This window comes from Exiguobacterium sp. QJM3NY_9 (genome assembly GCF_056173545.1).
Window position 1 is genome coordinate 472,073 of record NZ_CM149679.1, and the last position, 25,345, is coordinate 497,417.

Annotated in this window: 16 protein-coding genes, 3 rRNA genes and 3 riboswitches; all 19 genes read left to right on the top strand. The window is 50.1% G+C overall.

Annotated elements, in window-relative coordinates:
• Positions 1-67 precede the first annotated feature (67 nt).
• On the top strand, positions 68-1,237 hold the full coding sequence (mtnK, locus tag AC0VYQ_RS02395; protein ID WP_475404173.1) for an S-methyl-5-thioribose kinase: 1,170 nt from the start codon (positions 68-70) through the stop codon (positions 1,235-1,237).
• Positions 1,234-2,280, top strand: coding sequence for an S-methyl-5-thioribose-1-phosphate isomerase (gene mtnA / locus AC0VYQ_RS02400; RefSeq protein ID WP_475404174.1), 1,047 nt, complete (start codon positions 1,234-1,236; stop codon positions 2,278-2,280). Before mtnK ends, mtnA begins: the two co-directional genes overlap by 4 nt.
• 19 nt (positions 2,281-2,299) lie before the next feature.
• The gene (locus AC0VYQ_RS02405; protein ID WP_475404175.1) at positions 2,300-3,379 is read left to right on the top strand and encodes a sugar ABC transporter substrate-binding protein; all 1,080 of its coding nucleotides are present in this window, start codon (positions 2,300-2,302) and stop codon (positions 3,377-3,379) included.
• Positions 3,376-4,893: a sugar ABC transporter ATP-binding protein gene (locus AC0VYQ_RS02410; RefSeq protein WP_475404176.1), complete on the top strand. Its 1,518-nt coding sequence runs from the start codon at positions 3,376-3,378 to the stop codon at positions 4,891-4,893. The genes AC0VYQ_RS02405 and AC0VYQ_RS02410 overlap by 4 nt, the downstream gene beginning before the upstream one ends.
• Positions 4,893-5,918 carry an ABC transporter permease gene (locus AC0VYQ_RS02415; RefSeq protein ID WP_475404177.1) on the top strand — a complete coding sequence of 342 codons (1,026 nt, stop codon included), beginning with the start codon at positions 4,893-4,895 and terminating at the stop codon, positions 5,916-5,918. Before AC0VYQ_RS02410 ends, AC0VYQ_RS02415 begins: the two co-directional genes overlap by 1 nt.
• 368 nt (positions 5,919-6,286) lie before the next feature.
• Positions 6,287-7,243 (top strand): AAA family ATPase, encoded by a 957-nt coding sequence (locus AC0VYQ_RS02420; protein ID WP_029332575.1) that lies wholly within the window; start codon positions 6,287-6,289, stop codon positions 7,241-7,243.
• Positions 7,240-8,322, top strand: a complete 1,083-nt coding sequence (locus AC0VYQ_RS02425; RefSeq protein ID WP_088836260.1) for a DUF58 domain-containing protein — start codon at positions 7,240-7,242, stop codon at positions 8,320-8,322. Before AC0VYQ_RS02420 ends, AC0VYQ_RS02425 begins: the two co-directional genes overlap by 4 nt.
• Positions 8,319-10,391: a DUF4129 domain-containing transglutaminase family protein gene (locus AC0VYQ_RS02430; RefSeq protein WP_475404178.1), complete on the top strand. Its 2,073-nt coding sequence runs from the start codon at positions 8,319-8,321 to the stop codon at positions 10,389-10,391. The genes AC0VYQ_RS02425 and AC0VYQ_RS02430 overlap by 4 nt, the downstream gene beginning before the upstream one ends.
• Positions 10,392-10,428: 37 nt before the next feature.
• Positions 10,429-10,530: riboswitch (purine riboswitch) on the top strand.
• Positions 10,531-10,659: 129 nt separating this feature from the next.
• Positions 10,660-12,180 carry a glutamine-hydrolyzing GMP synthase gene (gene guaA, locus AC0VYQ_RS02435; RefSeq protein WP_088838417.1) on the top strand — a complete coding sequence of 507 codons (1,521 nt, stop codon included), beginning with the start codon at positions 10,660-10,662 and terminating at the stop codon, positions 12,178-12,180.
• A 159-nt stretch (positions 12,181-12,339) separates the two neighbouring features.
• A riboswitch (purine riboswitch) is annotated at positions 12,340-12,441 on the top strand.
• A 134-nt stretch (positions 12,442-12,575) separates the two neighbouring features.
• Positions 12,576-13,880: an NCS2 family permease gene (locus AC0VYQ_RS02440; protein WP_475404732.1), complete on the top strand. Its 1,305-nt coding sequence runs from the start codon at positions 12,576-12,578 to the stop codon at positions 13,878-13,880.
• Between the two features lie 141 nt (positions 13,881-14,021).
• Positions 14,022-15,349, top strand: a protein-coding gene (locus AC0VYQ_RS02445) for an IS3 family transposase (protein ID WP_475403532.1) whose coding sequence is annotated in 2 segments (ribosomal slippage) — positions 14,022-14,391 and positions 14,391-15,349 — 1,329 coding nt in all. Because the reading frame shifts where the segments join, the coding sequence is not laid out codon by codon here.
• A 109-nt stretch (positions 15,350-15,458) separates the two neighbouring features.
• On the top strand, positions 15,459-16,376 hold the full coding sequence (locus tag AC0VYQ_RS02450) for a proline dehydrogenase family protein (RefSeq protein WP_475404179.1): 918 nt from the start codon (positions 15,459-15,461) through the stop codon (positions 16,374-16,376).
• Positions 16,377-16,696: 320 nt separating this feature from the next.
• Positions 16,697-18,258: ribosomal RNA gene (locus tag AC0VYQ_RS02455) — 16S ribosomal RNA — on the top strand.
• Positions 18,259-18,424: 166 nt separating this feature from the next.
• A 23S ribosomal RNA gene (locus tag AC0VYQ_RS02460) occupies positions 18,425-21,339 on the top strand.
• A 46-nt stretch (positions 21,340-21,385) separates the two neighbouring features.
• A 5S ribosomal RNA gene (gene rrf / locus AC0VYQ_RS02465) occupies positions 21,386-21,501 on the top strand.
• Together the 16S, 23S and 5S rRNA genes form the textbook arrangement of a ribosomal RNA operon.
• Before the next feature lie 117 nt (positions 21,502-21,618).
• Positions 21,619-21,819: an NETI motif-containing protein gene (locus tag AC0VYQ_RS02470; RefSeq protein ID WP_029332581.1), complete on the top strand. Its 201-nt coding sequence runs from the start codon at positions 21,619-21,621 to the stop codon at positions 21,817-21,819.
• A 443-nt stretch (positions 21,820-22,262) separates the two neighbouring features.
• A riboswitch (purine riboswitch) is annotated at positions 22,263-22,364 on the top strand.
• Between the two features lie 89 nt (positions 22,365-22,453).
• The gene (purE, locus tag AC0VYQ_RS02475) at positions 22,454-22,945 is read left to right on the top strand and encodes a 5-(carboxyamino)imidazole ribonucleotide mutase (protein WP_088836265.1); all 492 of its coding nucleotides are present in this window, start codon (positions 22,454-22,456) and stop codon (positions 22,943-22,945) included.
• Positions 22,942-24,045: a 5-(carboxyamino)imidazole ribonucleotide synthase gene (gene purK, locus AC0VYQ_RS02480; protein WP_475404180.1), complete on the top strand. Its 1,104-nt coding sequence runs from the start codon at positions 22,942-22,944 to the stop codon at positions 24,043-24,045. The genes purE and purK overlap by 4 nt, the downstream gene beginning before the upstream one ends.
• A complete protein-coding gene (purB, locus tag AC0VYQ_RS02485) occupies positions 24,042-25,337 on the top strand; it encodes an adenylosuccinate lyase (RefSeq protein WP_475404181.1) in 1,296 nt (431 codons plus the stop codon). Before purK ends, purB begins: the two co-directional genes overlap by 4 nt.
• Positions 25,338-25,345: the final 8 nt, after the last annotated feature.

A 25,345-nucleotide genomic window follows, 5' to 3' on the forward strand; every position in this document is an offset into this window, starting at 1 on the left:
TACCCCGCGCCTCTTTTCTATGACGAAAAGCGGCGTTTTTTTGTGTAGAAATGAAGGGGGAAGCAAGATGGCATATCAAGCATTTACAGAACAGGACGCCATTAAACGTGTCCGGGAACTCGGACTCATCGGACAGGAAGAAGCGACGGCAGAAGAAATCGGCGACGGGAACTTGAACTTAGTCTTTCGGATTCAGGCAGGGAAAGAACGTTTGATCTTGAAGCAGGCATTACCTTATGCAAAAGTCGTCGGGGAAAGCTGGCCCTTGTCACTCGAGCGGGCCTGGATCGAACAGTTGGCACTGAAGGAATTCGCAAAATACGCGACGCCATTCGTTCCACGGGTCTTTCATGCCAGTCATGAAGAAGCGTACACAGTGATGGAGGACTTGTCGCACCTGCAAATCGTTCGGACGGGATTGCTCGCCGGCGAAACGTATCCGCTCCTTGCAGAACATGTCGGTTCTTACTTGGCGCGGACGTTATTTTTCACGTCAGATTTTGCGCTCGGTCCAGTCGGAAAAAAGCAGGTCGCACGTGACTATTACAACCCGGATTTATGCGACATCACGGAAAAGTTAATCTTTACGGATCCGTTTTACGACGCGGAAACAAACAACATCGAGAGCGGCTTGGAAACAGACGTACAGCAGCTCTGGCAGGACGAAAAACTGAAGCGGGAAGTGGCGAAGCTCGAAACGTTGTTCATCACGAAAGGGGAAGCCTTATTACACGGGGATTTACATACAGGAAGCATTTTTGCTTCGGCGGGCGAAACGAAAATCATCGATCCGGAGTTCGCTTTTTACGGACCGTTCGGGTTTGATGTCGGTCAGTTCATTGCCCACCTCTGCTTTGCGGCGTATCCGAACTATGCTGAGTTGCAGGAGACGCGGGTGAAGGATATCGATACGTTCTGGCTGACGTTTGCTTCGACGTTCACGGCACTTTGGGAACGGGAAGCCGTCGAACCTTTCCGGACGGTACCCGGGCTTGTCGATGATGTCCTCAGTACAATTCTCCAAGACGCGCTCGGTTTCGCCGGTTGTGAACTGATCCGGCGGACGATTGGTTTGGCACCGGTCGCTGATTTGGAACAAATTCCGGATGCTGCGACGCGCCTCGAACGGAAACGTCATGCCCTACGCCTCGGGACGGCATTGATTAAACGGCGCGGCGAATGTAAGACGTTTACTGACCTCCGGAATTTCGACGTGACGGAGGAATTGAGCCGATGAGCGAGTTTATCCGTAGTGTCATCTATGAGCGGGCGTGCTTAATGATCCTTGATCAGACCCGTCTTCCGCAAGAAGAACGGTACGAAGTCATTCATGATTTGGCGCAAGCGGTCGAGGCAATTAAACAACTTCGTGTCCGGGGGGCGCCGGCAATCAGTCTGTTTGGTGGTTTCGTCCTCGTGCAGGAAGCGTTTCGGACGACGGGATCGCTTGACGAGGTCAAACAAAAACTGTTGACGGTATCGGCGGAATTACTGGCGACCCGGCCGACCGCCGTCAATTTGCAGAACGTACTCGATGCGCTGAATCAGCTTATCCTTTCGAGCACAACGCTCGAGGAACTGCCGAAACGTCTGGAACAAAAAGCAATCGCCCTTTATGAAGCCGATGCCAAGACGTCACGGCAAATCGGTGTGCATGCGTTGGAGCTGTTTCAATCGGGAGACCGGGTGTTGACGATTTGTAACGCCGGATCGATTGCGACAGCGGCGTACGGGACGGCACTGGCCCCGTTTTATCTTGCGAAAGAACAAGGCATCCCGTTATCCGTCTATGCGTCGGAAACCCGACCTTTGTTGCAGGGGGCGCGCTTGACGACATGGGAGCTGCAACGGGCAGGGATTGACGTCACCTTGATCACGGACAATATGGTCGCACATACGATCAAGGAAAAGCAGATCACCGCCATCATCGTCGGCGCGGACCGGATCACCCGTAACGGGGATACGGCCAATAAAATCGGGACGTTCCAGCTGGCGTTACTCGCACGTGCCTTCGGGATTCCGTTTTATGTCGCCGCGCCGCTGTCGACGTTTGATGTGACGAGTTTATCAGGTGACGAGATTGAGATTGAAGAACGCGATGCCCGTGAAGTGACGCAACTGGCAGGAACAGTAACGGCACCAGCCGGAACAGCGGTCTTTAATCCGGCGTTTGACGTGACGCCGCACGAGCTTATCACGGCGATCATCACGGAACTCGGCGTCATTGAACGGCCGAGCGTGGAAACGATTGAACAGGCAATCGGACAACAGGTCATCTAAACAGACAGGGGAGATTGAGATGAAAAAATTAGCATTCTTGCTCGCACCGGCAGTCTTGCTGGCTGCTTGCGCCAATAGTGAAGCGACACCGGCGAAAAAAATCAGCGGTGTGCCGGAAAGTGTCCAAGGCGACATCAAGATTGCCGTCATCCGCAATCTGGCGTCCGATGATCATACGAAACAATTTTTGGACGGTGCCCGGTCGGAAGGGGAGGCACTTGGGTTTAAGGTCAACACGTTCATTTCCGAAGGCAATGACGTCAAGTTCAAGGAACTGGTGGCGCAAGCCGTTCAGCAGGATTATGACGGACTGATCATCTCGCACGGAAAAGAAGATTATGCCTACGACATGATTAAACCGGCGATCGACAAAGGGATTCAGGTCGTGACGTTTGATACGGTGACGAAGAAAAAGGACCAGACGTTAACAGGCATCACGGAGACGTTCCAAGATGATCACAAGCTGGCAGAACTTTCACTCGATGAAGTGACGAAAGTGAAAGACGATAAGCCGGTCCGGGTCATCAAGTTGTGGTTCGGTCCGGGATTCGCACCGCTTGACCGCCGTCAGGAAATCTATAAGACGTATGAAGCGGACGGCAAAATCAAGACACTTGAAACGGTCGGACCGACGAATTTCCAGGATGTCCAGGGCGATATCGCGACGAAGATGAACGCGATTCTCGCGAAATATCCGAAAGGAAGCATCGATGCCGTCTGGGGAGCCTGGGATGAAGTCGCAAAAGGTGCCTATAAATCCTTAAAGGATAACAAACGTCAGGAAATCCCGTTGATTTCAATCGATGTCTCGAATCAGGACATCAACCTGATGCGTGAGAAGGGAAGCAACTGGGTGTCGACGAGTGCCGTTGATCCGCATTTGATCGGACAGACGGACATGCGCCTGCTCGCGAAAAAACTCGCCGGTGAAAAAACACCGGGCAGCTTTGATCTGGACGCTAAATTAGTCGAGCAAAAGGCGCTCAAAGCCGATACGACGATGTACAATCTCGATACAATGATCAAGGGCTGGAGCACATCCGAGAAATTCAATGAACCGTGGATGGAAAAACTGCGGAAAGCGAATGCTGCGAAATGACGCAGCTGGACGCGACGAACCGGCTCGAGATGCGTGGGATTTCAATTGAATTCCCCGGTGTCAAAGCGCTTGATGCTGTTGACTTTTCCGTCCGCCGCGGGGAAATCCATGCGCTCGTCGGAGCGAACGGCGCCGGTAAGTCGACGCTGATGAAAGTATTGGCGGGAGCGCATGCGGCGTATGACGGGACGATTTCGTTTGAAGGTGTGCCGTTGACGATCGATTCGCCGCGTGCCGCGAAACGGGCGGGAATTGAAATCGTCTACCAAGAAGTCGATACGGCATTGATTTCGTACTTGACGGTCGCGGAAAACATTTGTCTCGATTTGTTGACGAACGGACAGCTCAAAGGGGTCATCCGGCAACGCCGGTTGGAACAGATTGCCTTGGAGGCACTCGGGAAACTCCAGGCTTCGATTGATGTCCGGCAACGGGTCAGCGAACTGCGCCTTGCCGACAAACAGTTGGTCTTGATCGCCCGGGCACTCGTTCAAGACAGCCGTTTTTTAATCCTGGATGAACCGACGGCGCCGCTCAGTCAACGGGAGACAGAACATTTGTTTCGCATCATCAAGGAACTCGCGACACGCGAACAATTGGGCGTGATTTTCATCTCACACCGCCTTCAGGAATTATTTGAAATCTGTGAGTCGATTTCCGTCATGCGTGACGGAAAACTTGTCGCCCGCCAAGCATTAGCCGGGCGAACGAAAGAGACAATCGTTGAACAGATGCTCGGAAGACGTTTGCAACAGACGGACCGGCAAACCCGAACCGTTGGGCAAGCGTTGCTCGAGCTCGATCAAGTGACAGTCCCGGGTGAGCTGGATCAGCTGTCATTGACGGTTCATGCAGGTGAAGTGATTGGAATTGCCGGACTTGTCGGAGCGGGAAAAACCGAGCTCTGTAAGACGATTTTCGGAGCGACTCCGACTGTGGGGGGACAGATTCGGATAGCCGGCGAACCGGCGACCATCCGGTCGCCGCACGAGGCAATCAGACACGGGATTGGTCTGGTCCCGGAAGAACGCCGGAAAGAAAGCATCCTTGTCACGGATCCGATTTATCAAAACATGACCGCGGCAAGTCTCAAACAATTCGTCAATCGGTTCGGTTGGGTCAAGACGGGAACGGAACGGACTGCCGCCAACGCTATCATCAAACGATTGGCGATCAAATCAACGGATGAAACACAACGCGTGGAAGGATTATCCGGCGGGAACCAGCAGAAGGTCGCGATCGGCAAATGGCTCCTCGCCGATGCTGCGGTCCTGCTGCTCGATGAACCGACAAAAGGTGTCGACGTCGGGGCGAAACGGGAAATCTTCGACGTGATCGATCAACTGGCCGGAAAGCAAAAAGCGATTCTGTATGCGTCCAGTGAATTCGATGAATTGCTGGCGGTGACGGACCGGATTTATGTCATGTATGACGGGAAAATCGTGTTCGAGACGAATACGTCGGAGACGACGGAAGACCAATTACTGCTGTATGCGACAGGGGGGATGACTTGATGAACGAGGTACTTCACGAACCAACGACGGAACCAAAACCAAACACGGAACGGCACGCATCCGGTAAACGGCTGTTACGCTTTTTGAATGACTGGGGGATCGTCCTCGCAATCCTTGCACTCATCGTCTTTTTTGCCGTGACGGCACCAAGCTTTTTACAGGGCGCGAACCTGATTAATATTTTGCGCAGTATCTCGATTGTGACGATCATCGCGATTGGGTTGACCGTCTCGCTGACCGTCAACGGCTTTGATTTATCGGTCGGTTCGACCGCGACCTTTGCGAGCTCGCTCGTCGTCTCATTTTTTGTCTGGTACAGCCTTCCGCTTGGTCTGTCGATCGGCTTGGCGATTTTGATTGCCTTGAGCGTCGCGCTGGTCAACGTGTTATTGATCGTCAAATTCAAGATTCCCGACTTGTTTGCGACGCTTGCGACGATGTTCATCTTTGAAGGGGTGGCGATGACGTATACCGGCGGCGGATCAATCAGTGCCGGGATGCCCCGTCTCGACGGAACACCGACAGTCGGGATGATTCCGGAAGCCTTTCTAAAAATCAGTCAGGCACCGTGGATCATCCTAATCATGCTCGCCGTCGTGGCAGTGACGCATCTGTTTTTGAACCATACACGACACGGCCGCTTCTTATACATCATCGGCGGAAACCCGGAGGCGGCACACTTGACGGGGATCCCGGTGCATCGTTACCGGGCACTGGCCTATGTGATTGCCGGACTACTCGCGGCAGTCGGAGGAATCCTGCTTGCGTCGCAGGTCGGATCGTCACAGATTAATGCCGGATCCGGCTATTTGATGCCGGCAGTCGCGGCTGCCTTCATCGGTTCATCGTTTGCCGGACAAGGGAAACCGAACGCACTCGGGACATTAGTCGGAGCCTGCTTAGTCGGGATTCTTGAGAATGGGCTCGTTATGTTATCTGTTCCGTATTACTCATTGAATATTATTAAGGGGCTTGTCCTTGCACTTGCTTTAGCAACGACGTATTACCGGTTTCGAAAAAAATAATTAAAAAACAAGGTTTAACTTCGAATAGATTCGGTAATATTCAATATATGAAAGGATGGTGATGCACATGAATGATTATCAATGTAGAGGGAACGATCGCATGTCGCTTCGAGTAGAAGAGGATCACCGGACTTGACGAACGGAATAAGTTTATAGACACGGATTGTACCCGTGTTTTACGTGCACTCTGCACGAATCAAGAACGGTTTACGGCATGTAATCGTTCCTGAAACACAAAGGGGGAGTCGCTGCGGCGCCCCCTTTTTTGTGCGTATTGAGAGACTCATATGCCTTTCCAAAGGGACTACGGGTATGAGAAGATAGAAAGAGTCAGAAAATTCAACTACTAAAGAGCAAGGGGCCTGACAATGCGAACATACACAAGGGAGATTCAAGCAATCATCGACAACGTAGAAAAAGTAATCGTCGGTAAGGAAGATGTTATTACACAATCGTTAGCAGCGCTACTTGCCGGAGGACATGTCTTACTTGAGGATGTACCGGGTGTCGGGAAAACGATGCTCGTGCGCGCATTCAGTCGCTCAATCGGCCTGACTTTTAAGCGTGTTCAATTCACACCCGATTTACTCCCCTCGGATTTAACGGGTGTTTCGATGTATAACCAAAAAACAAGTCAATTTGAGTATCGTCCGGGTCCGTTGATGGGCAATATCGTCCTCGCGGATGAAATCAACCGAACCTCTCCGAAAACACAATCGGCGTTACTGGAAGGGATGGCGGAAGCAAATGTAACGGTGGACGGAGAAATCCATACGCTTCCGAATCCCTTCTTTGTCATGGCGACACAAAATCCGATTGAGCATGAAGGGACATATCCGTTGCCGGAAGCACAACTCGATCGCTTTTTAGTCAAAGTCAAGATGGGCTATCCGGATTTTCAGCAAGAGATGAAGTTGCTGAATCGATTCGAACGCGATGAACCAATCGACACGCTCGAATCGGTCATCGGGCGCGACGAATTGTTACGGATGAAGGAAGAAGTCAAGGAAGTCCACGTTTCACAACCGGTTAAAAAATATATCGTTCAGCTCGTCCAGGCCACGCGTGAGCATGCTTCGCTTTACCTTGGAGCCAGTCCGCGTTCATCGATTGCTTTAATGAAAGTCGCACAAGCCTGGGCTTATATGGAAGGGCGGAAATTCGTATTACCCGATGACGTGAAACACCTGTTGACACCCGTCTTATCACACCGGTTGATTTTGACGGCAGATGCTCGCTACCACGGACAGTCGGCTGAACGGGTATTGGAACAGGTGAAAAAAGAAGTTGCGGTGCCGATTCAACACGACGTGGAGTCTTTATGAAACGGTGGCAAATCGGCTGGCGTTATGCCGTCCTGCTCCTGATGGTCACGGCATTGTGGATTTACGCCCGTGTGGATGGTGGAAATGTAGCCTCGTTACTGTTCTACGTCATGGCAGGTTTGACTGTCTACTGGACGATTTTTTTAATCTGGCCCGTGACGAAAGCCGTCGCGACGCGAGAAGTTTCGAATAAGATGTTGATTGCCGGGACGGACATTCCTGTCGTTTTACAAGTTAGACGAAAATACCCCTTTCTTGTCGGGACCGTCGAAGTAACAGAGGAAGTACCGGAAGCGTTGAGTGCGGAGCGTTTAGACATTCGGCGCTCGTTACGTGCCCATTACCGGAAGACGGAACAGATTGAATATGTCATTCCATCGATTCGTCGTGGACTGTATCAGATTCCTGGTTGTGTGATTGAAATTACGGATCCGTTCGGTGTATTCATGCGAAAAAAACTCTACCCGGTCGAAACATATCTCGCGATAGAACCGGCACGGCTCGCGACGCAGTTGCCACATGAAGACGATCGGGGGGACGGCGGAATTTCGCCCGTTTCGCTCGATTTGCGCCAGTCATCCTTTACCGTCGTTGGAGTCCGGGAATATGTCAGTGGCGACCGGATGAACCAGATTGATTGGAAGGCAACGGCGAAACGCCAAGGTTTGATGACGAAGACATTTGAACGGGAACAAGAGCGGGAAACGACAATTGTTTTTGATGAAGGAACGGTGAGTGATGCGCAGTTCGAACGGAGCATTTCGATGCTTGCTGATGCGACCGATCAACTCAACAAACGGCGCTTGAATTACCGGATCCATCTCGTCGGTCATGCTGTCCAGTCCCTGTCCCTACCGCTTGAAGGGGCGAAGCTGACACATTATTTGATGACGGCTCAACCGAGTCGGACCCGTTCGTTCATTGAGTCGTGGGAGTATTCCTCAAAAGCATTACGTCTGAGTGGAAACGTCCTCTTCATCACGCCGGACCTTGAATCGAATAACGAGATGTGGATGTCTAAAATCAGACAGGAAGCGACCGTGCATGTCTATACGCCGGAAAGGAGGGGGAGCCGATGAGTCGACGACTGATTTGGAACTTACTCGCGGCGTTACTACTTGCGAGCTTCATGCCCCCGCTACTGGAACTGACGACGTTTGACAGCATCGTTCCTTTCTTGCCGCTTCTTTTGACACCACTCCTGCTATCGCACGTCCCAAGACGGTGGTTTTTAAGTGGCAGTCTACTTGCTTTGATGGTGTCTTTTTACTTCATCTTGACACCGGGAGAGGCCCCGTGGCGACTATTAGGTGAAATTACGGATGATGTATCACGTGTCATCAATGGGGAGTTGCCGGGACGACCGGCCTTCGCCTTATCGATCGGTCTAATTAGCTTTTTAATCGGCTACCTTGGTCGCCGAACCTTCCCGAATCGGGGATTTGTTGTTGGGTTGACCGTCGGTGTGATCGGTTTCATCGCCTATTGTGACACATGGACGGATTACTCGGGTGACCAGTTCATCTTGTATCCGATCCTCCTGGCATTACTTTTGTTGTATGCGACAGAAATCAATGAACGACCGACTGCCTCTTACGTTCGGCCGATTAGTGCCTTGTTGATTATCGGTGTAACGATCGTTGCGGCACTGCAAAGTCCGGTCATCACAGCGACGTGGCAAAACAGTTGGTATGACTGGACGTCACGTTTTGAAGGAGAAGGTACATCGACGAATGCGATTCAAAAAGTCGGATACGGCTCGAACGATGAACAGCTCGGTGGTCCATTCCAAATGGATGACCGGGAAGTTTTTCAAGTCGAGAGTGAAGGGAATCGTTACTGGCGGGTCGAGACGAAGGACGTCTACACCGGTAAAGGTTGGATTTTATCGGAGTCAAGTCCGGAGATTAACGGGCGTGGTTTCTTCTCGCACTTTGGCGATGACGTCGAGACACGTGAAGAGAGTGCGACGTTCAAGTTGGCTCGTGAGTTGCCGTTTGTCCCTTACAATGGAGATAATGTGCGCTTGACGGCAGCTGATCAACGACAAAATCTTTTAATCAACCCGGAAAATCAAAAAATTTCGTATCTTGACGATGCAACGCGCCAGCAAAATTATCAGATTCAGTACGCGTATCCACTGTTTACTGAAAAACTACTCCAAACGGATGAACCGGTAAAACTTTCAGAAATGGAACAAGATCGTTACCTGCAACTGCCGGGAACGTTACCGGACCGGGTTCGTGATTTAGCGGCTGAGATCGTTGCTGATGAAGAAACACCGTGGGAGCGCGCGAAAGCAATTGAAAATTACTTCGAGCAAGAAAACTTTGAGTACAATACGGAAGATGTTGCTGTCCCGGCAGAAGATCAAGACTATGTCGATCAATTCTTGTTCGAGACGAAGCTCGGTTATTGTGATAACTTTTCGACTTCAGCAACTGTGTTACTGCGGGCGGCTGGATTACCGGCACGCTGGGTCAAAGGATTTACAGGTGGCGAATCCGATGTCATCGGTTCTGCTGTCACGAGTTATACGGTCCGAAACAAAAATGCCCATTCCTGGGTCGAAGTCTACATCGAAGGACCGGGTTGGGTACCGCTCGAGCCGACTGTAAGTTTTGACGGTACAGGGCAATATACGATCAATCAAGAGACTGATAACGAAACGGAACAATCAAATCCACAACGGGATACAGAGACAGATACGGAAACGGCAACACCGAACCGTCCGCAGGAAAATCTTCTCGATGACGCCCAAGCGACGACGGCGAATCAGGCGGAAAAACGTTCGATTCCCGTCTGGCCGATCATTGGTACGTTGCTCGGTCTTGTGTTCCTCTATCTGTTTAGAAAACCAATCATACGAACGGCCGCAATTCTCTTCTTCCGTAGCCAAATCAAACGACCGGAAGGATTCAAACGGATGTATCGCTTCTTGCTCCGGCGTCTCGATAAACAAGGGTTCCATTATAAGGATGGACGGACACTTGCGGAACTTGCACATGAAGTCGATGGGTATTACGAAACGTATGCGATGCGCCCGTTGACGGATGCCTATGAACGGATGATTTATGGTGGTGAAACGTTGTCGCTCGAAAAGAAACGTGAATATTTCGAAAATATGATTCGTCGCGTAGAGGGTTGATATTTTTGAATTGATACAGTTACAATGAGAACAACGTAAATCATACATGCATCTCCTTTGTATATACTCGCGGATATGGCGCGAGAGTCTCTACCGGGTCACCTTAAACGACCTGACTATGAAGGAGCAGACCCTTCGTATACATTTTTTTGTGAAGCGGCCTGCTCTTTTTCCATTTATTCATGGGGGAAGAGTGGGCTTTTTTCATAGGGGTACGCATGAAACTTGAAAGGCGGGAATAGATTTGGAAGCACATTTGGACCAAGAAATGATCCTCGTCCTCGATTTTGGAGGTCAGTACAACCAATTGATCACACGACGCATCCGTGATCTCGGAGTTTACAGTGAACTGCATTCGCACAAGATTACGGCAGCAGAAATCAAAGACATCGCACCAGCCGGTATCATCTTCTCCGGTGGACCACGCAGTGTCTACGCAGAAGACGCGTACCGCTGTGATCCGGAAATCTTCGAACTCGGAATTCCGATCTTTGGTATTTGCTACGGCATGCAATTGATGTCGCAACACTTCGGCGGGACAGTCGAACGTGCCGGACACCGGGAATACGGAAAAGCGACATTGACGCTGAACGATCCGTCAGCGATGTATGCAAACTTACCACTCGAGCAGACGGTCTGGATGAGCCATAGTGATCTCGTCACAACGGTTCCGAACGGTTTCGTCGTCGATGGGACAAACGTTTCCTGCCCGATCGCTTCAATCAAAAACGAAGAGTTAAAAATGTATGGTGTCCAGTATCATCCGGAAGTCAACCACACGATGTTCGGCAAAGAATTGTTGAAAAACTTCCTGTTCGAAGTCTGTCAGTGTACAGGCGACTGGTCGATGGAAAACTTCATCGAAATCGAAATCGCGAAGATTAAAGAAGAAGTCGGCGACAAAAAAGTTCTTTGTGCCCTTTCAGGCGGTGTCGACTCGTCTGTCGTCGCAGCACTGATTCATGCGGCAATCGGTGACCAATTGACATGTATGTTCGTCGACCACGGTCTCTTACGTAAAGGGGAAGCGGAAAGTGTCATGAAGACATTTGCCGATCACTTCCACATGAACGTCATCAAAATCGACGCGCAAGACCGTTTCCTGAACAAATTAAAAGGGATTTCGGATCCGGAGCAAAAACGTAAAATCATCGGTAATGAGTTCGTGTACGTCTTCGACGAAGAAGCGTCGAAATTGACGGACATGGACTTCCTTGCCCAAGGTACGCTTTACACGGATATCATCGAAAGCGGAACCGATACGGCACAAACAATCAAATCGCACCATAATGTTGGTGGATTACCGGAAGACATGCAGTTCAAGTTGATTGAACCGATCAACACGTTGTTCAAGGATGAAGTCCGTGCACTCGGTAAAGAACTTGGTCTGTCGGACGAAATCGTCTGGCGTCAACCGTTCCCGGGACCCGGTCTCGGCATTCGTGTCCTCGGTGAAATCACAGACGAGAAGCTTGAAATCGTCCGTGAATCAGATTTCATCCTCCGCGACGAAATCAAAAAAGCCGGTCTCGAACGCGAGATTTGGCAGTACTTCACGGTCTTGCCACCACTTCGTTCAGTCGGTGTCATGGGTGACGAGCGGACATACGACTATGCAGTCGGTATCCGTGCCGTTACGTCGATCGACGGCATGACGTCGGACTGGGCACGCATCCCGTGGGACGTGCTCGAGAAGATTTCTGTCCGGATCGTCAACGAAGTCCAGAACGTTAACCGCGTCCTGTACGATGTGACGTCGAAACCACCTTCAACGATTGAGTGGGAATGATTTTACGACTCTTCTTCCTGGGAAATTAGGAAGAAGAGTTTTTTGTAACGCTTTCAAAACCGAACGTTCGGATAAAATTCGACCTTAAATTTCGCTTTTATGGTTGACCGTGCATTTTAAGCATGATACGATGTGTCTGTTCTTATTTTAAATCATCTACTAAAAAACAAAAAATAATGCCGTATAATTCTGGGGATATGGCCCGGAAGTCTCTACAGGAACACCTTAAAGGTTCCTACTACGGCGTGCACTGATTCTAGTGTGCGCTTAAAGAAACGGCTTTTACCGCTTAGGTAACTGCCGTTTTTTTCGTTTCTTGAGACGGCTTATTTGGAAAGAAGGCAACCATGAGCACACAGATGAAACCGCAACAACCTAAACAAAAGGAGAACGCGATCGCGCGATTCTTCGACTTCGACGGACTCGGTACGAACATGCGGACAGAGTTCATCGCCGGTATGACAACATTCTTCGCGATGGCGTACATCTTATTCGTTAACCCGAATACGTTAGCAGACGCCGGGATGAATCCTGGTGCTGTCTTCGGTGCAACGGCGCTTGTCGCCGTTATCGGTTCAGTCACGATGGGCTTACTCGCGAATTATCCGATTGCTCTCGCACCCGGTATGGGATTGAACGCGTTCTTCGCCTACAGTGTCGTCATCGGCATGGGGATCCCGTGGGAAACGGCATTATCCGGTGTTTTAGTATCGGGTCTTGTCTTCATGGTACTCACGGCATCAGGGATTCGTGAAACAATCATCAATGCGATTCCAGAACCACTTAAAATGGCAGTTGCTGCCGGAATCGGTTTATTCATCGCCTTCATCGGTTTGAAAACAGGTGGAATCGTCGTCGCAAACGAAGCGACGCTCGTCTCACTCGGTAACTTGGGTCAAGGGACAACATTGCTTGCTGTGTTCGGTTTAGTCGTTTCAGCGATCTTAATGACACGCGGAATTAAAGGCGCCATCTTCCTCGGAATGATTTTGACGGCAATCGCGGGAATGATTTTTGGATTGATTCCTGTTCCGTCAAGCCTTGGGGAAATCGTTTCAGCTCCACCGAGTATCGCACCGACATTCGGACAAGCGTTCCTTCACTTCAATGAAATCTTTACTGTCCAGATGGCAGTCGTCATCTTAACGTTCTTCTTCGTTGATTTCTTCGATACAGCGGGAACACTCGTTGCCGTCGCGAACCAAGCAGGATTAATTAAGGAAAATAAAGTTCCGCGTGCAGGACGCGCCTTGATCGCTGACTCAACAGCAACAGTCGCGGGTTCAATCCTTGGAACATCAACGACGGTTTCATATATTGAATCAAGTGCAGGTGTCGCAGCAGGCGGTCGCTCAGGAATGACGGCAATCGTAACCGGCTTATTCTTCGGACTTGCCTTGTTCTTCTCACCACTTCTCGCCGTCATCACGGCGCCGGTCACAGCACCGGCACTCATCATCGTTGGTGTGTTAATGGCATCCTCACTTCTCCAGATTGATTGGAAAAAGTTCGAGTATGCAGTTCCAGCCTTCTTGACAGTCATCATGATGCCACTTACGTATTCAATCGCAACGGGAATCGCATTCGGGTTCTTATTCTATCCAATCACGATGATCGCGAAAGGTCGCGCGAAAGAAGTGCACCCGATCATGTACGCCATGTCACTCGGATTCCTAGCATACTTCATCTGGTTACACTAATTTTTCTTATTAAGCTGACGTCTTTCTTCTATGAACTGAACCCTGAATGGTGGACACTTGATAAAAGACCCCATTCGGGGTTTTTTGTGTTTAAAGATATCGATATACTGTATCTATTCAATTTAGACGGGAGAATTATTCATGAACAGACGTACCTTCAATCCAGATCAAATCAGACAACTTGAAGCGAATCTTCACGTAGCCTCGGTATCAGATCGTACGATTCAATATAAAGGAGAATTTAAGATTCACGCTGTACGTGAGAATTTAGCTGGTAAGCGACCGATACAAATCTTTGAAGAAAGCGGCTTTGACCTGGACATGATCGGTAAGCGAACAACGAACGAAGCGTTGAAACGATGGCGGAAGACCTATCGCATTTATGGAGAAGAAGGACTCTTGAATGAGAGACGTGGAAAATCAAATCTTGGAGGTCGACCGAAAAAAGATGATTCCGTCGAACGACGCCTTGCGAAAGCTGAAGCACGAATCAAGTACCTCACAGCGGAGAACGAATTACTAAAAAAGCTCGACGCTCTCGAAAGAGAGGCGAAGTATCGAAACTAACCGCATCTGAGCGCTATCAGGCAATCAATATTGTCTTACGGAAACAATCATCGGGCCGATTCGTGACGGACCTATGTACGCTCGCTGAAGTGAGCCGCAGTGGTTATTACGCCTGGCTCGCACGTACGGATAGTGTTTCCCTTCGGGAAGAACGCGACTATGCGGACTACCTACTTCTAAAACGTGTTCATGATCGTCACAAGGGAAAAATCGGCTATCGTGGTCTTTACATGGAGATGCTTGATGTCATTGGTGGACCGATGAATCATAAACGTATTTTGCGTATCATGAGGAAGTTTGGAATCGTGACGAAAATCCGTAGGCAGAACGCTTATCGTAAAATCGCTAAAGCGACATATGAACATAAGACTGTACCGAACCACTTGAACCGTCGGTTCGATCAAGATGAGCCTGGTAAGGTATTCGTCACAGACATCACTTATCTCCGTATTGGATCTGGTCAAACTGTTTATCTCTCTTGTGTGAAGGATGTCGCTACACGTGAAATTATGGCACATCATCTATCTACAAGCCTCCATATGGAACTAGTCCTTCATACAACGAATAAACTCGCAGAACGACTTCAAGGGAATATACACCCGGAAGCCATGATACATTCCGATCAAGGATTCCATTATACGCATCCTGCTTATCAAACACGCATCCGTGAGATGGGAATGCTTCAATCCATGTCTCGTAGAGGAAACTGCCTAGATAATGCCCCGATGGAATCGTTCTTTGGGCACTTGAAAGATTATGTCGATTATAAATTAGCATCTGACCTCGATGAGGTCTGTGCCATGGTCGATGCTTACATTGATTATTACAATAGCGAAAGAAGACAATGGAAACTACAAAAGATGACTCCGGTACAATACCGAAGCCATCTCATAGCAGCTTAATACGTTAAGGGTGCTTTTATTAAACTGTCCAAACTCTAGGGCTCAGTTCATCTATATAGAAGAAAGGCGTTTTTTTAATGGAGAGTAGGGAATCAACAAACAGGAGGTGATGAACGTGTTGGAAAAACTAACAGGTCCGATATTCGAACGACTCGCTGTCGATAAACGTCTTATTCGTGTGGCCCGAGCAGTCGGCTTACCTTTAGGGGGAACATTATTCGTAGGAGGGCAAACAATCGATGAGACGTTCCGAACAGTCCGAATGTTGAATGCGCAGGGGCGGGCAGTCACGATTGATTGTTTAGGAGAGTTTATTCACAGTGTGCAGGATGCAAAGGCGATTGCGGATGAATGCATTGATGTTTTGTACCGATTAGAGAAAGAACAAGTGGATGGACAAATTTCATTAAAGTTAACATCCGTCGGCGTGCGGTTAGATCCGGAACTCGCCCTCATGCAGATGGAGCGTATCCTTGAAGTCGCACTTCAGCTGAATCGCCGGGTGACGATCAACATGGAAGAGTACGAAATGACTGAGTCGATTTTGAAAATTTTCCGTGTGCTTCAGTTCTCTTACCCGAACCTTGGCGTGGCGCTTCAAGCAAATCTGCACCGTAGTCGTTTTGACTTGGATCAACTCGAACCAATGACCCGGATCGTAAAAGGGGCATATACGGGGTCGAAAGAACATTACATCGAGGATAAGGCGATGGTAGATGCCAACTATCTTCTATTAGTAAAACAGAATTTGATGAAAGGACGTTATACGCAAATCGCGACACATGATGACGATATGATTGAGGAACTACTCGACTTTATTCGACAATCGGGCATTTCAGATGAGTGTTTTGAATTTCAAATGCTTCAAGGAATGCGACCGCAACGTCAGAAAGAGTTGGTCAATTCAGGATATCGTGTTGTCGTGTATGTACCGCACGGAGTAGACTGGTATACGTACTTGATGAGACGTCTGGCTGAACGACCTGCAAATATCGGGTTTACTTTATTGAGTATGTTAAGACTCTGATGCTGTATGTAAAACGCAAAACAGCTTTTTGTAAAGTTTTTTTAAAATAATGCTTGTGTTTGTCGAATTTTGTTGTTATATTAATAAATGTTCCAGCGAGACGCCTTTTATAAACGGTTTGTTGGGGCTGAAAAATCTTTTCAAAAACACGGTTGACATAATCAAAACAACCTGTTAATCTATTAAAGTCGCTAACACGACACGACGAACTTTGAAAACTGAACGATGAGGCAAAAAACGTATCTTCGGATACAAACAATGAATGAAGCGCAAGCTTCGTCAACGTGACTTTTAGTCACAAAAACGAGCAAGTCAAACACTTTATGGAGAGTTTGATCCTGGCTCAGGACGAACGCTGGCGGCGTGCCTAATACATGCAAGTCGAGCGCAGGAAGCTCACGGAACTCTTCGGAGGGAAGCGAGTGGAATGAGCGGCGGACGGGTGAGTAACACGTAAGGAACCTGCCTCAAGGATTGGGATAACTCCGAGAAATCGGAGCTAATACCGGATAGTTCTTCGGACCGCATGGTCCGATGATGAAAGGCGCTCCGGCGTCACCTTGAGATGGCCTTGCGGTGCATTAGCTAGTTGGTGGGGTAATGGCCTACCAAGGCGACGATGCATAGCCGACCTGAGAGGGTGATCGGCCACACTGGGACTGAGACACGGCCCAGACTCCTACGGGAGGCAGCAGTAGGGAATCTTCCACAATGGACGAAAGTCTGATGGAGCAACGCCGCGTGAGTGATGAAGGTTTTCGGATCGTAAAACTCTGTTGTAAGGGAAGAACAGATACGAGAGGTAATGCTCGTATCCTGACGGTACCTTGCGAGAAAGCCACGGCTAACTACGTGCCAGCAGCCGCGGTAATACGTAGGTGGCAAGCGTTGTCCGGAATTATTGGGCGTAAAGCGCGCGCAGGCGGCCTTTTAAGTCTGATGTGAAAGCCCCCGGCTCAACCGGGGAGGGTCATTGGAAACTGGAAGGCTTGAGTACAGAAGAGAAGAGTGGAATTCCATGTGTAGCGGTGAAATGCGTAGAGATGTGGAGGAACACCAGTGGCGAAGGCGACTCTTTGGTCTGTAACTGACGCTGAGGCGCGAAAGCGTGGGGAGCAAACAGGATTAGATACCCTGGTAGTCCACGCCGTAAACGATGAGTGCTAGGTGTTGGGGGGTTTCCGCCCCTCAGTGCTGAAGCTAACGCATTAAGCACTCCGCCTGGGGAGTACGGCCGCAAGGCTGAAACTCAAAGGAATTGACGGGGACCCGCACAAGCGGTGGAGCATGTGGTTTAATTCGAAGCAACGCGAAGAACCTTACCAACTCTTGACATCCCCTTGACCGCTTGAGAGATCAAGTTTTCCCTTCGGGGACAAGGGTGACAGGTGGTGCATGGTTGTCGTCAGCTCGTGTCGTGAGATGTTGGGTTAAGTCCCGCAACGAGCGCAACCCCTATCCTTAGTTGCCAGCATTTAGTTGGGCACTCTAGGGAGACTGCCGGTGACAAACCGGAGGAAGGTGGGGATGACGTCAAATCATCATGCCCCTTATGAGTTGGGCTACACACGTGCTACAATGGACGGTACAAAGGGCAGCGAGACCGCGAGGTGGAGCCAATCCCAGAAAGCCGTTCCCAGTTCGGATTGCAGGCTGCAACTCGCCTGCATGAAGTCGGAATCGCTAGTAATCGCAGGTCAGCATACTGCGGTGAATACGTTCCCGGGTCTTGTACACACCGCCCGTCACACCACGAGAGTTTGCAACACCCGAAGCCGGTGAGGTAACCGTAAGGAGCCAGCCGTCGAAGGTGGGGTAGATGATTGGGGTGAAGTCGTAACAAGGTAGCCGTATCGGAAGGTGCGGCTGGATCACCTCCTTTCTAAGGAAAACGTCCCGTAAGGGACATGCCCATCGTTCAGTTTTGAGAGCTCGTCTCTCTAGTCTCGTAAGAGACACTCGCACCTTGAAAACTGAAGACATCAACAAGACATCAAATTTTTATAACCATGTCATTAGACGTGTGTTCTTAGAATACCAAAATGCTAGATCAAGGTATGAAGGGCGTACGGTGGATGCCTTGGCACTAGGAGCCGATGAAGGACGCGACGAACAGCGATATGCTTCGGGGAGCAGTAAGTATGCTTTGATCCGAGGATTTCCGAATGGGGGAACCCACCATCCGTAATGGGATGGGACATGTTACATGAATACATAGTGTAGCGTGAGGCAGACCCGGGGAACTGAAACATCTAAGTACCCGGAGGAAGAGAAAGCAAATGCGATTCCCTGAGTAGCGGCGAGCGAAACGGGAACAGCCCAAACCGGAGAGCATGCTCTCCGGGGTTGTAGGACACTCTATACGGAGTCAAAAAGGAAGACAGTAGGTGAATGACCTGGAAAGGTCGGCCGAAGAAGGTGACAGCCCTGTAGCTGAAACTGTTTTCCCTCCAGAGTGGATCCTGAGTACGGCGGGACACGTGAAACCCCGTCGGAATCCGGGAGGACCATCTCCCAAGGCTAAATACTCCCTAGTGACCGATAGTGAACCAGTACCGTGAGGGAAAGGTGAAAAGCACCCCGGGAGGGGAGTGAAATAGATCCTGAAACCGTATGCCTACAAGTAGTCAGAGCCCGTTAATGGGTGATGGCGTGCCTTTTGTAGAATGAACCGGCGAGTTACGATAGCGCGCGAGGTTAAGCTGATGAGGCGGAGCCGTAGCGAAAGCGAGTCTGAATAGGGCGCCATAGTGCGTTGTCGTAGACCCGAAACCAGGTGATCTACCCATGTCCAGGATGAAGGTCAGGTAACACTGACTGGAGGTCCGAACCCACGCACGTTGAAAAGTGCGGGGATGAGGTGTGGGTAGCGGTGAAATGCCAATCGAACCTGGAGATAGCTGGTTCTCCCCGAAATAGCTTTAGGGCTAGCCTCGAGGTTGAGAGTTCCGGAGGTAGAGCACTGATTGGACTAGGGGCCCCCACAGGGTTACCGAATTCAGTTAAACTCCGAATGCCGGCAACTTATACTCGGGAGTCAGACTGCGAGTGATAAGATCCGTAGTCAAGAGGGAAACAGCCCAGACCGCCAGCTAAGGTCCCAAAGTGTATGTTAAGTGGAAAAGGATGTGGCGCTGCCTAGACAGCTAGGATGTTGGCTTAGAAGCAGCCACCATTCAAAGAGTGCGTAATAGCTCACTAGTCGAGTGGCGCCGCGCCGAAAATGTAACGGGGCTAAACATACCACCGAAGCTGCGGATTCCGTAAGGAATGGTAGGGGAGCGTTCCAAACCGCTGTGAAGCTGTACCGGAAGGAGCAGTGGAGCGTTTGGAAGTGAGAATGCCGGTGTGAGTAGCGAAAAGAGGGGTGAGAATCCCCTCCGTCGAAAGCCCAAGGTTTCCTGAGGAAGGCTCGTCCGCTCAGGGTTAGTCTGGACCTAAGCCGAGGCCGAAAGGCGTAGGCGATGGATAACAGGTTGATATTCCTGTACCACCGATCCACCGTTTGAACAATGGGGGGACGCAGGAGGATAGTGACGCATGCGGATGGAAGTGCATGTGTAAGTTTCGAGATTGTCTGATTGGCAAATCCGTCAGGCACCAAGATCGAGGAACGACGCGGAGTCCCCTAGGGACGAAGGTCACGATTTCACACTGCCAAGAAAAGCCTCTAGTGAGGTGGAAGGTGCCAGTACCGTAAACCGACACAGGTAGGCGGGATGAGAATTCTAAGACGCGCGGGATAACTCTCGTTAAGGAACTCGGCAAAATGGTCCCGTAACTTCGGGAGAAGGGACGCTCTACATGAGTAGAGCCGCAGTGAATAGGCCCAAACGACTGTTTAGCAAAAACACAGGTCTCTGCTAAATCGCAAGATGACGTATAGGGGCTGACGCCTGCCCGGTGCTGGAAGGTTAAGGGGATGGGTTAGCGCAAGCGAAGCTTTGAACCGAAGCCCCAGTAAACGGCGGCCGTAACTATAACGGTCCTAAGGTAGCGAAATTCCTTGTCGGGTAAGTTCCGACCCGCACGAAAGGCGTAACGATTTGGGCACTGTCTCAACGAGAGACCCGGTGAAATCATAGTACCTGTGAAGATGCAGGTTACCCGCGACAGGACGGAAAGACCCCATGGAGCTTTACTACAGCCTGATATTGAGGCTTTGTGCATGATGTACAGGATAGGCGGGAGACGTCGAGACCGGAGCGCCAGCTTCGGAGGAGTCACCCTTGGGATACCGCCCTTCATGCATAGAGTCTCTAACTCGCAGCCGTAATCCGGCTGGAGGACCGTGTCAGGCGGGTAGTTTGACTGGGGCGGTCGCCTCCTAAACAGTAACGGAGGCGCCCAAAGGTTCCCTCAGAATGGTTGGAAATCATTCGTAGAGCGCAAAGGCAGAAGGGAGCTTGACTGCGAGACCTACAAGTCGAGCAGGGACGAAAGTCGGGCTTAGTGATCCGGTGGTTCCGCATGGAAGGGCCATCGCTCAACGGATAAAAGCTACCCTGGGGATAACAGGCTGATCTCCCCCAAGAGTCCACATCGACGGGGAGGTTTGGCACCTCGATGTCGGCTCATCGCATCCTGGGGCTGGAGTAGGTCCCAAGGGTTGGGCTGTTCGCCCATTAAAGCGGTACGCGAGCTGGGTTCAGAACGTCGTGAGACAGTTCGGTCCCTATCCGTCGTGGGCGCAGGAAATTTGAGGAGAGCTGTCCTTAGTACGAGAGGACCGGGATGGACGCACCGCTGGTGTACCAGTTGTTCCGCCAGGAGCATCGCTGGGTAGCTACGTGCGGACGGGATAAATGCTGAAAGCATCTAAGCATGAAGCCCCCTCCAAGATGAGATTTCCCTTTGAGTAATCAAGAAAGACCCCTCAGAGACGATGAGGTAGATAGGTCACGGGTGGAAGCATGGTGACATGCGGAGCTGAGTGATACTAATCGGTCGAGGCCTTGTTCTAGCAGATGATTGTTGATGACTTCAGTTTTGAGGGCGCGAGCCCGTCGTCTGGTGACGATAGCCAAGTGGTCACACCCGTTCCCATGCCGAACACGGAAGTTAAGCACTTGAACGCCGAAAGTAGTTGGGGGCTTCCCCCTGTGAGGATAGGACGTTGCCAGGCAAACGGTGGTTCTGGAGCATACGCTCAAGGGCCGCCGCTTTTTTATGGACTTTTTTTGTATCTTGATGTTTTTTCAAAGATGCATGACTTATATAATAAGGAAGGAACGTGACACACATGGCAAAAAAACAAAAACTTCGAGTGGCTGTTGAAGAGAATGAAACAATCAGCGACTGCCTCGATCGGATTGATGCCATGGGTTATCGTCCGACTGTTCGACGTGAAGAACCGATTTTTGGATTAGATGCGAATGAAGAACCGTATCCGATTCGCCAACAGATCATTTTTGACTGTAAAGCGAAAACAGAATCTGACTGATTCCTTTAGACGCTCGCCTCCGGATTATTTGTCTCTGACAGAGGTGCGTAGCTCAGGATATGTATCAGGACGTCACGACCGAGAAGAACAGGTATAGAAGACGCCGATGAATCCGTATGAAAAACGGGGTCATCGGCGTTTTTGCTTACAAAAATGAACCGTCCGTTCCTCAAATAGAGGTTGGAGCAACGTCTGAGTCAGGCCGTGCAACGTCAATCATCCCAGTTCAGCAAACTACATTTTTTGACTACAGGCTAAGGTGAAGTTCACGTAACCGTGAGGCTTTGCCTTTTTTTGTACGACCAATAACAAAAATTCCGAATGCAATTAAAAAATGAACTAGCTAATTGTGTATAAAACCGAACGATAAATTTTCAGATAATTAAATTGTTCGCCTTTGGTTGACGGATGCTTCCTTGTCTTGTTAAGATGAAGGCGTGATAGGAAGATTGAATATAACACCTCGTATAATAGCAGGGATATGGCTTGCAAGTTTCTACCCGACGACCCTAAATCGTTGGACTATGGGGTATATGGATGTTCGTCGATCGTTCTTTGGCGTACCTTTTTATACCCTAAGCCACCCTTTTAGTCGTGGTTTGGGCTTTTTTTATGCAAAAAGGAGGAGACGAAGATGAGTAATGTGGAAATCGGCGTCATTATGGGAAGCCAGTCTGACTGGTCAACAATGAAAGCGACATGTGATGTACTCGATCAGCTGAACATTCGGTACGAAAAGAAAGTGGTCTCGGCCCACCGAACACCGGACTTAATGTTCCGTTACGCAGAAACAGCGCGCGAACGAGGACTGAAGGTCATTGTTGCAGGAGCGGGTGGGGCAGCCCACTTGCCAGGAATGGTGGCAGCGAAAACAACACTCCCCGTCATCGGGGTTCCGATTAAAAGCAAAGCTCTTCAAGGCATCGATTCCTTACTCTCGATCGTCCAGATGCCGGGTGGTGTGCCTGTCGCTACGGTTGCGATCGGTGAGGCGGGTGCAAAGAACGCCGGATTACTGGCAGCACAAATTCTTGGAACAGTAGACGAGCGGATTGCGCGAGCACTCGACCATATGCGCGTCGAACTAGAAGGACAAGTCATCGCTTCCGAGGTGCATCTGACATGACGAAGATTGGAATCTTAGGTGGCGGCCAGCTCGGACGGATGATGGCATTATCGGCACGCGAAATGGGATACGAACTCCTGACACTGGATCCGACGGAAAATGCACCTTGCGCGCAAATCACGGATCAACAAATTGTCGCAGACTTTACGGACGTCGAAGCAGCAAAGCGTCTAGCGCAAGAATCAGATGTCGTCACATACGAATTTGAGAACATCTCGCACGAAGTCGCGATGGCAATCGGTGATAAGTTGGTCCACGGGACAGAGTTGTTGTTTCAGACGCAACACCGGATTCGGGAAAAAGAGATGATTGAACGACATGGTTATCAGGTCGCACCGTATCACGCTGTTCATACCGTTGCAGACTTGAAAGAAGCAAGCGAACGGTTAGGATTACCTTTCGTCCTGAAGACGGCTCGCTTCGGTTATGACGGAAAAGGGCAGACGGTCATTCGGACAACAGCTGATTTAGCAGGTACCATTGAAACGTTCGAACCGACCGAATACGTCGCTGAAAAATGGTTACCGTTCGATCAAGAAATCTCCGTCATCGTCACACGGAGCGAACGGGAAACGCGTGCCTTTCCAGTCAGCGAAAACATTCACCGGGATAACATACTCCATCTGTCGATCGTTCCGGCCCGCATTTCAAATGAGCTGTCACAACAGGCAATTGATTTGGCAACGAACATTGCCGAAGCAGTCGGCTTGATTGGGACACTCGCCATCGAACTCTTTGTCGTCGGTTCAGAAATCATCGTCAATGAACTGGCGCCACGCCCACATAACTCGGGGCATTATTCCATCGATGCGTGTGAGACGTCACAGTTTGAACAGCACATCCGTGCCATCTGTGGGCTCCCGCTCGGTGATACCCGTCTGACGACACCGGTCGTCATGGCGAACATCCTAGGTCAACATGTCACAGCATTATCCGAGGAACAACATACATTATCGGCACGGACGAAAGTTCACTTATATGGAAAGCAGGAAGCGAAGACAGGACGGAAGATGGGGCACTTGAACATCTTAGCGGATTCAGTCGAAGAAGCATTAGCCGAAGTCGAGCGCCTGCAAATCTGGAAGGAGACGGTTAGATGATCGAACGGTATACACGACCTGAGATGAAAGCGATTTGGACAGAACAGAATAAATTTGAGGCTTGGTTGAAAGTCGAAATCTTAGCTTGTGAAGCGTGGAGCGAGCTTGGTGTCATTCCAAAAGAAGATGTGAAACTCCTTTGGGACAATGCCTCGTTTGATGTGAGCCGCATCAATGAAATCGAACAAGAGACACGCCATGACGTCATCGCCTTTACACGCGCTGTATCGGAGACGCTTGGTGAAGAACGTAAATGGGTCCATTACGGACTGACGTCAACGGATGTCGTCGATACAGCACTCTCGTATCTCTTGAAGCAAGCAAACGATATTCTCGCAGCGGATCTTGACCGCTTCATCGAGATTTTGAAAGTCAAAGCGAACGAACATAAATACACGGTCATGATGGGACGGACACACGGTGTCCATGCCGAACCGACGACTTTCGGTCTGAAGCTTGCCCTCTGGTACGAAGAGATGAAACGGAACAAAGTCCGCTTCGACGCTGCACGTGAGACCGTTGAATACGGAAAAATGTCAGGTGCGGTCGGAACGTTTGCGAACATCGACCCGTTCATCGAAAAATATGTCTGTGAGAAGCTTGGAACGAAACCGGCGCCGGTCTCGACTCAAACTCTTCAGCGTGATCGTCATGCCCATTACATGTCGACCATCGCGTTAATCGCGACATCGATTGAGAAGATGGCGACGGAAATTCGTGGTCTTCAAAAAACCGAAACACGGGAAGTCGAAGAATTCTTCGCGAAAGGTCAAAAAGGATCATCCGCGATGCCACATAAACGTAACCCGATCGGTTCAGAAAACATGACAGGGCTTGCCCGGGTCATTCGTGGACACATGGTGACGGCTTACGAAAACGTCTCGCTTTGGCACGAACGGGACATTTCCCATTCGTCTGCGGAACGGATCATTCTGCCGGACGCAACCGGTTTACTCAACTACATGTTGAACCGGTTCGGCAACATCGTCAAAAACTTGACGGTCTTCCCGGAAAACATGAAACGCAACATGGACCGGACATTTGGTGTCATCTTCTCCGGACACGTCTTACTCGCTTTGATTGAAAAAGGCTGGTCGCGTGAAGCCGCGTACGACTTCGTCCAACCACGGGCGATGCAAGCATGGGAAGAACAAATCATGTTCCGTGACTTGTTATGGCAGGAACAAGAGATTCAACAACTCTTTACAGAAGCAGAACTCGATGCTTGTTTTGATCCAACGTATCATACGAGCCGGGTCGATGAAATTTTTGAACGGTGTGGCTTGAACTAATCAACCTG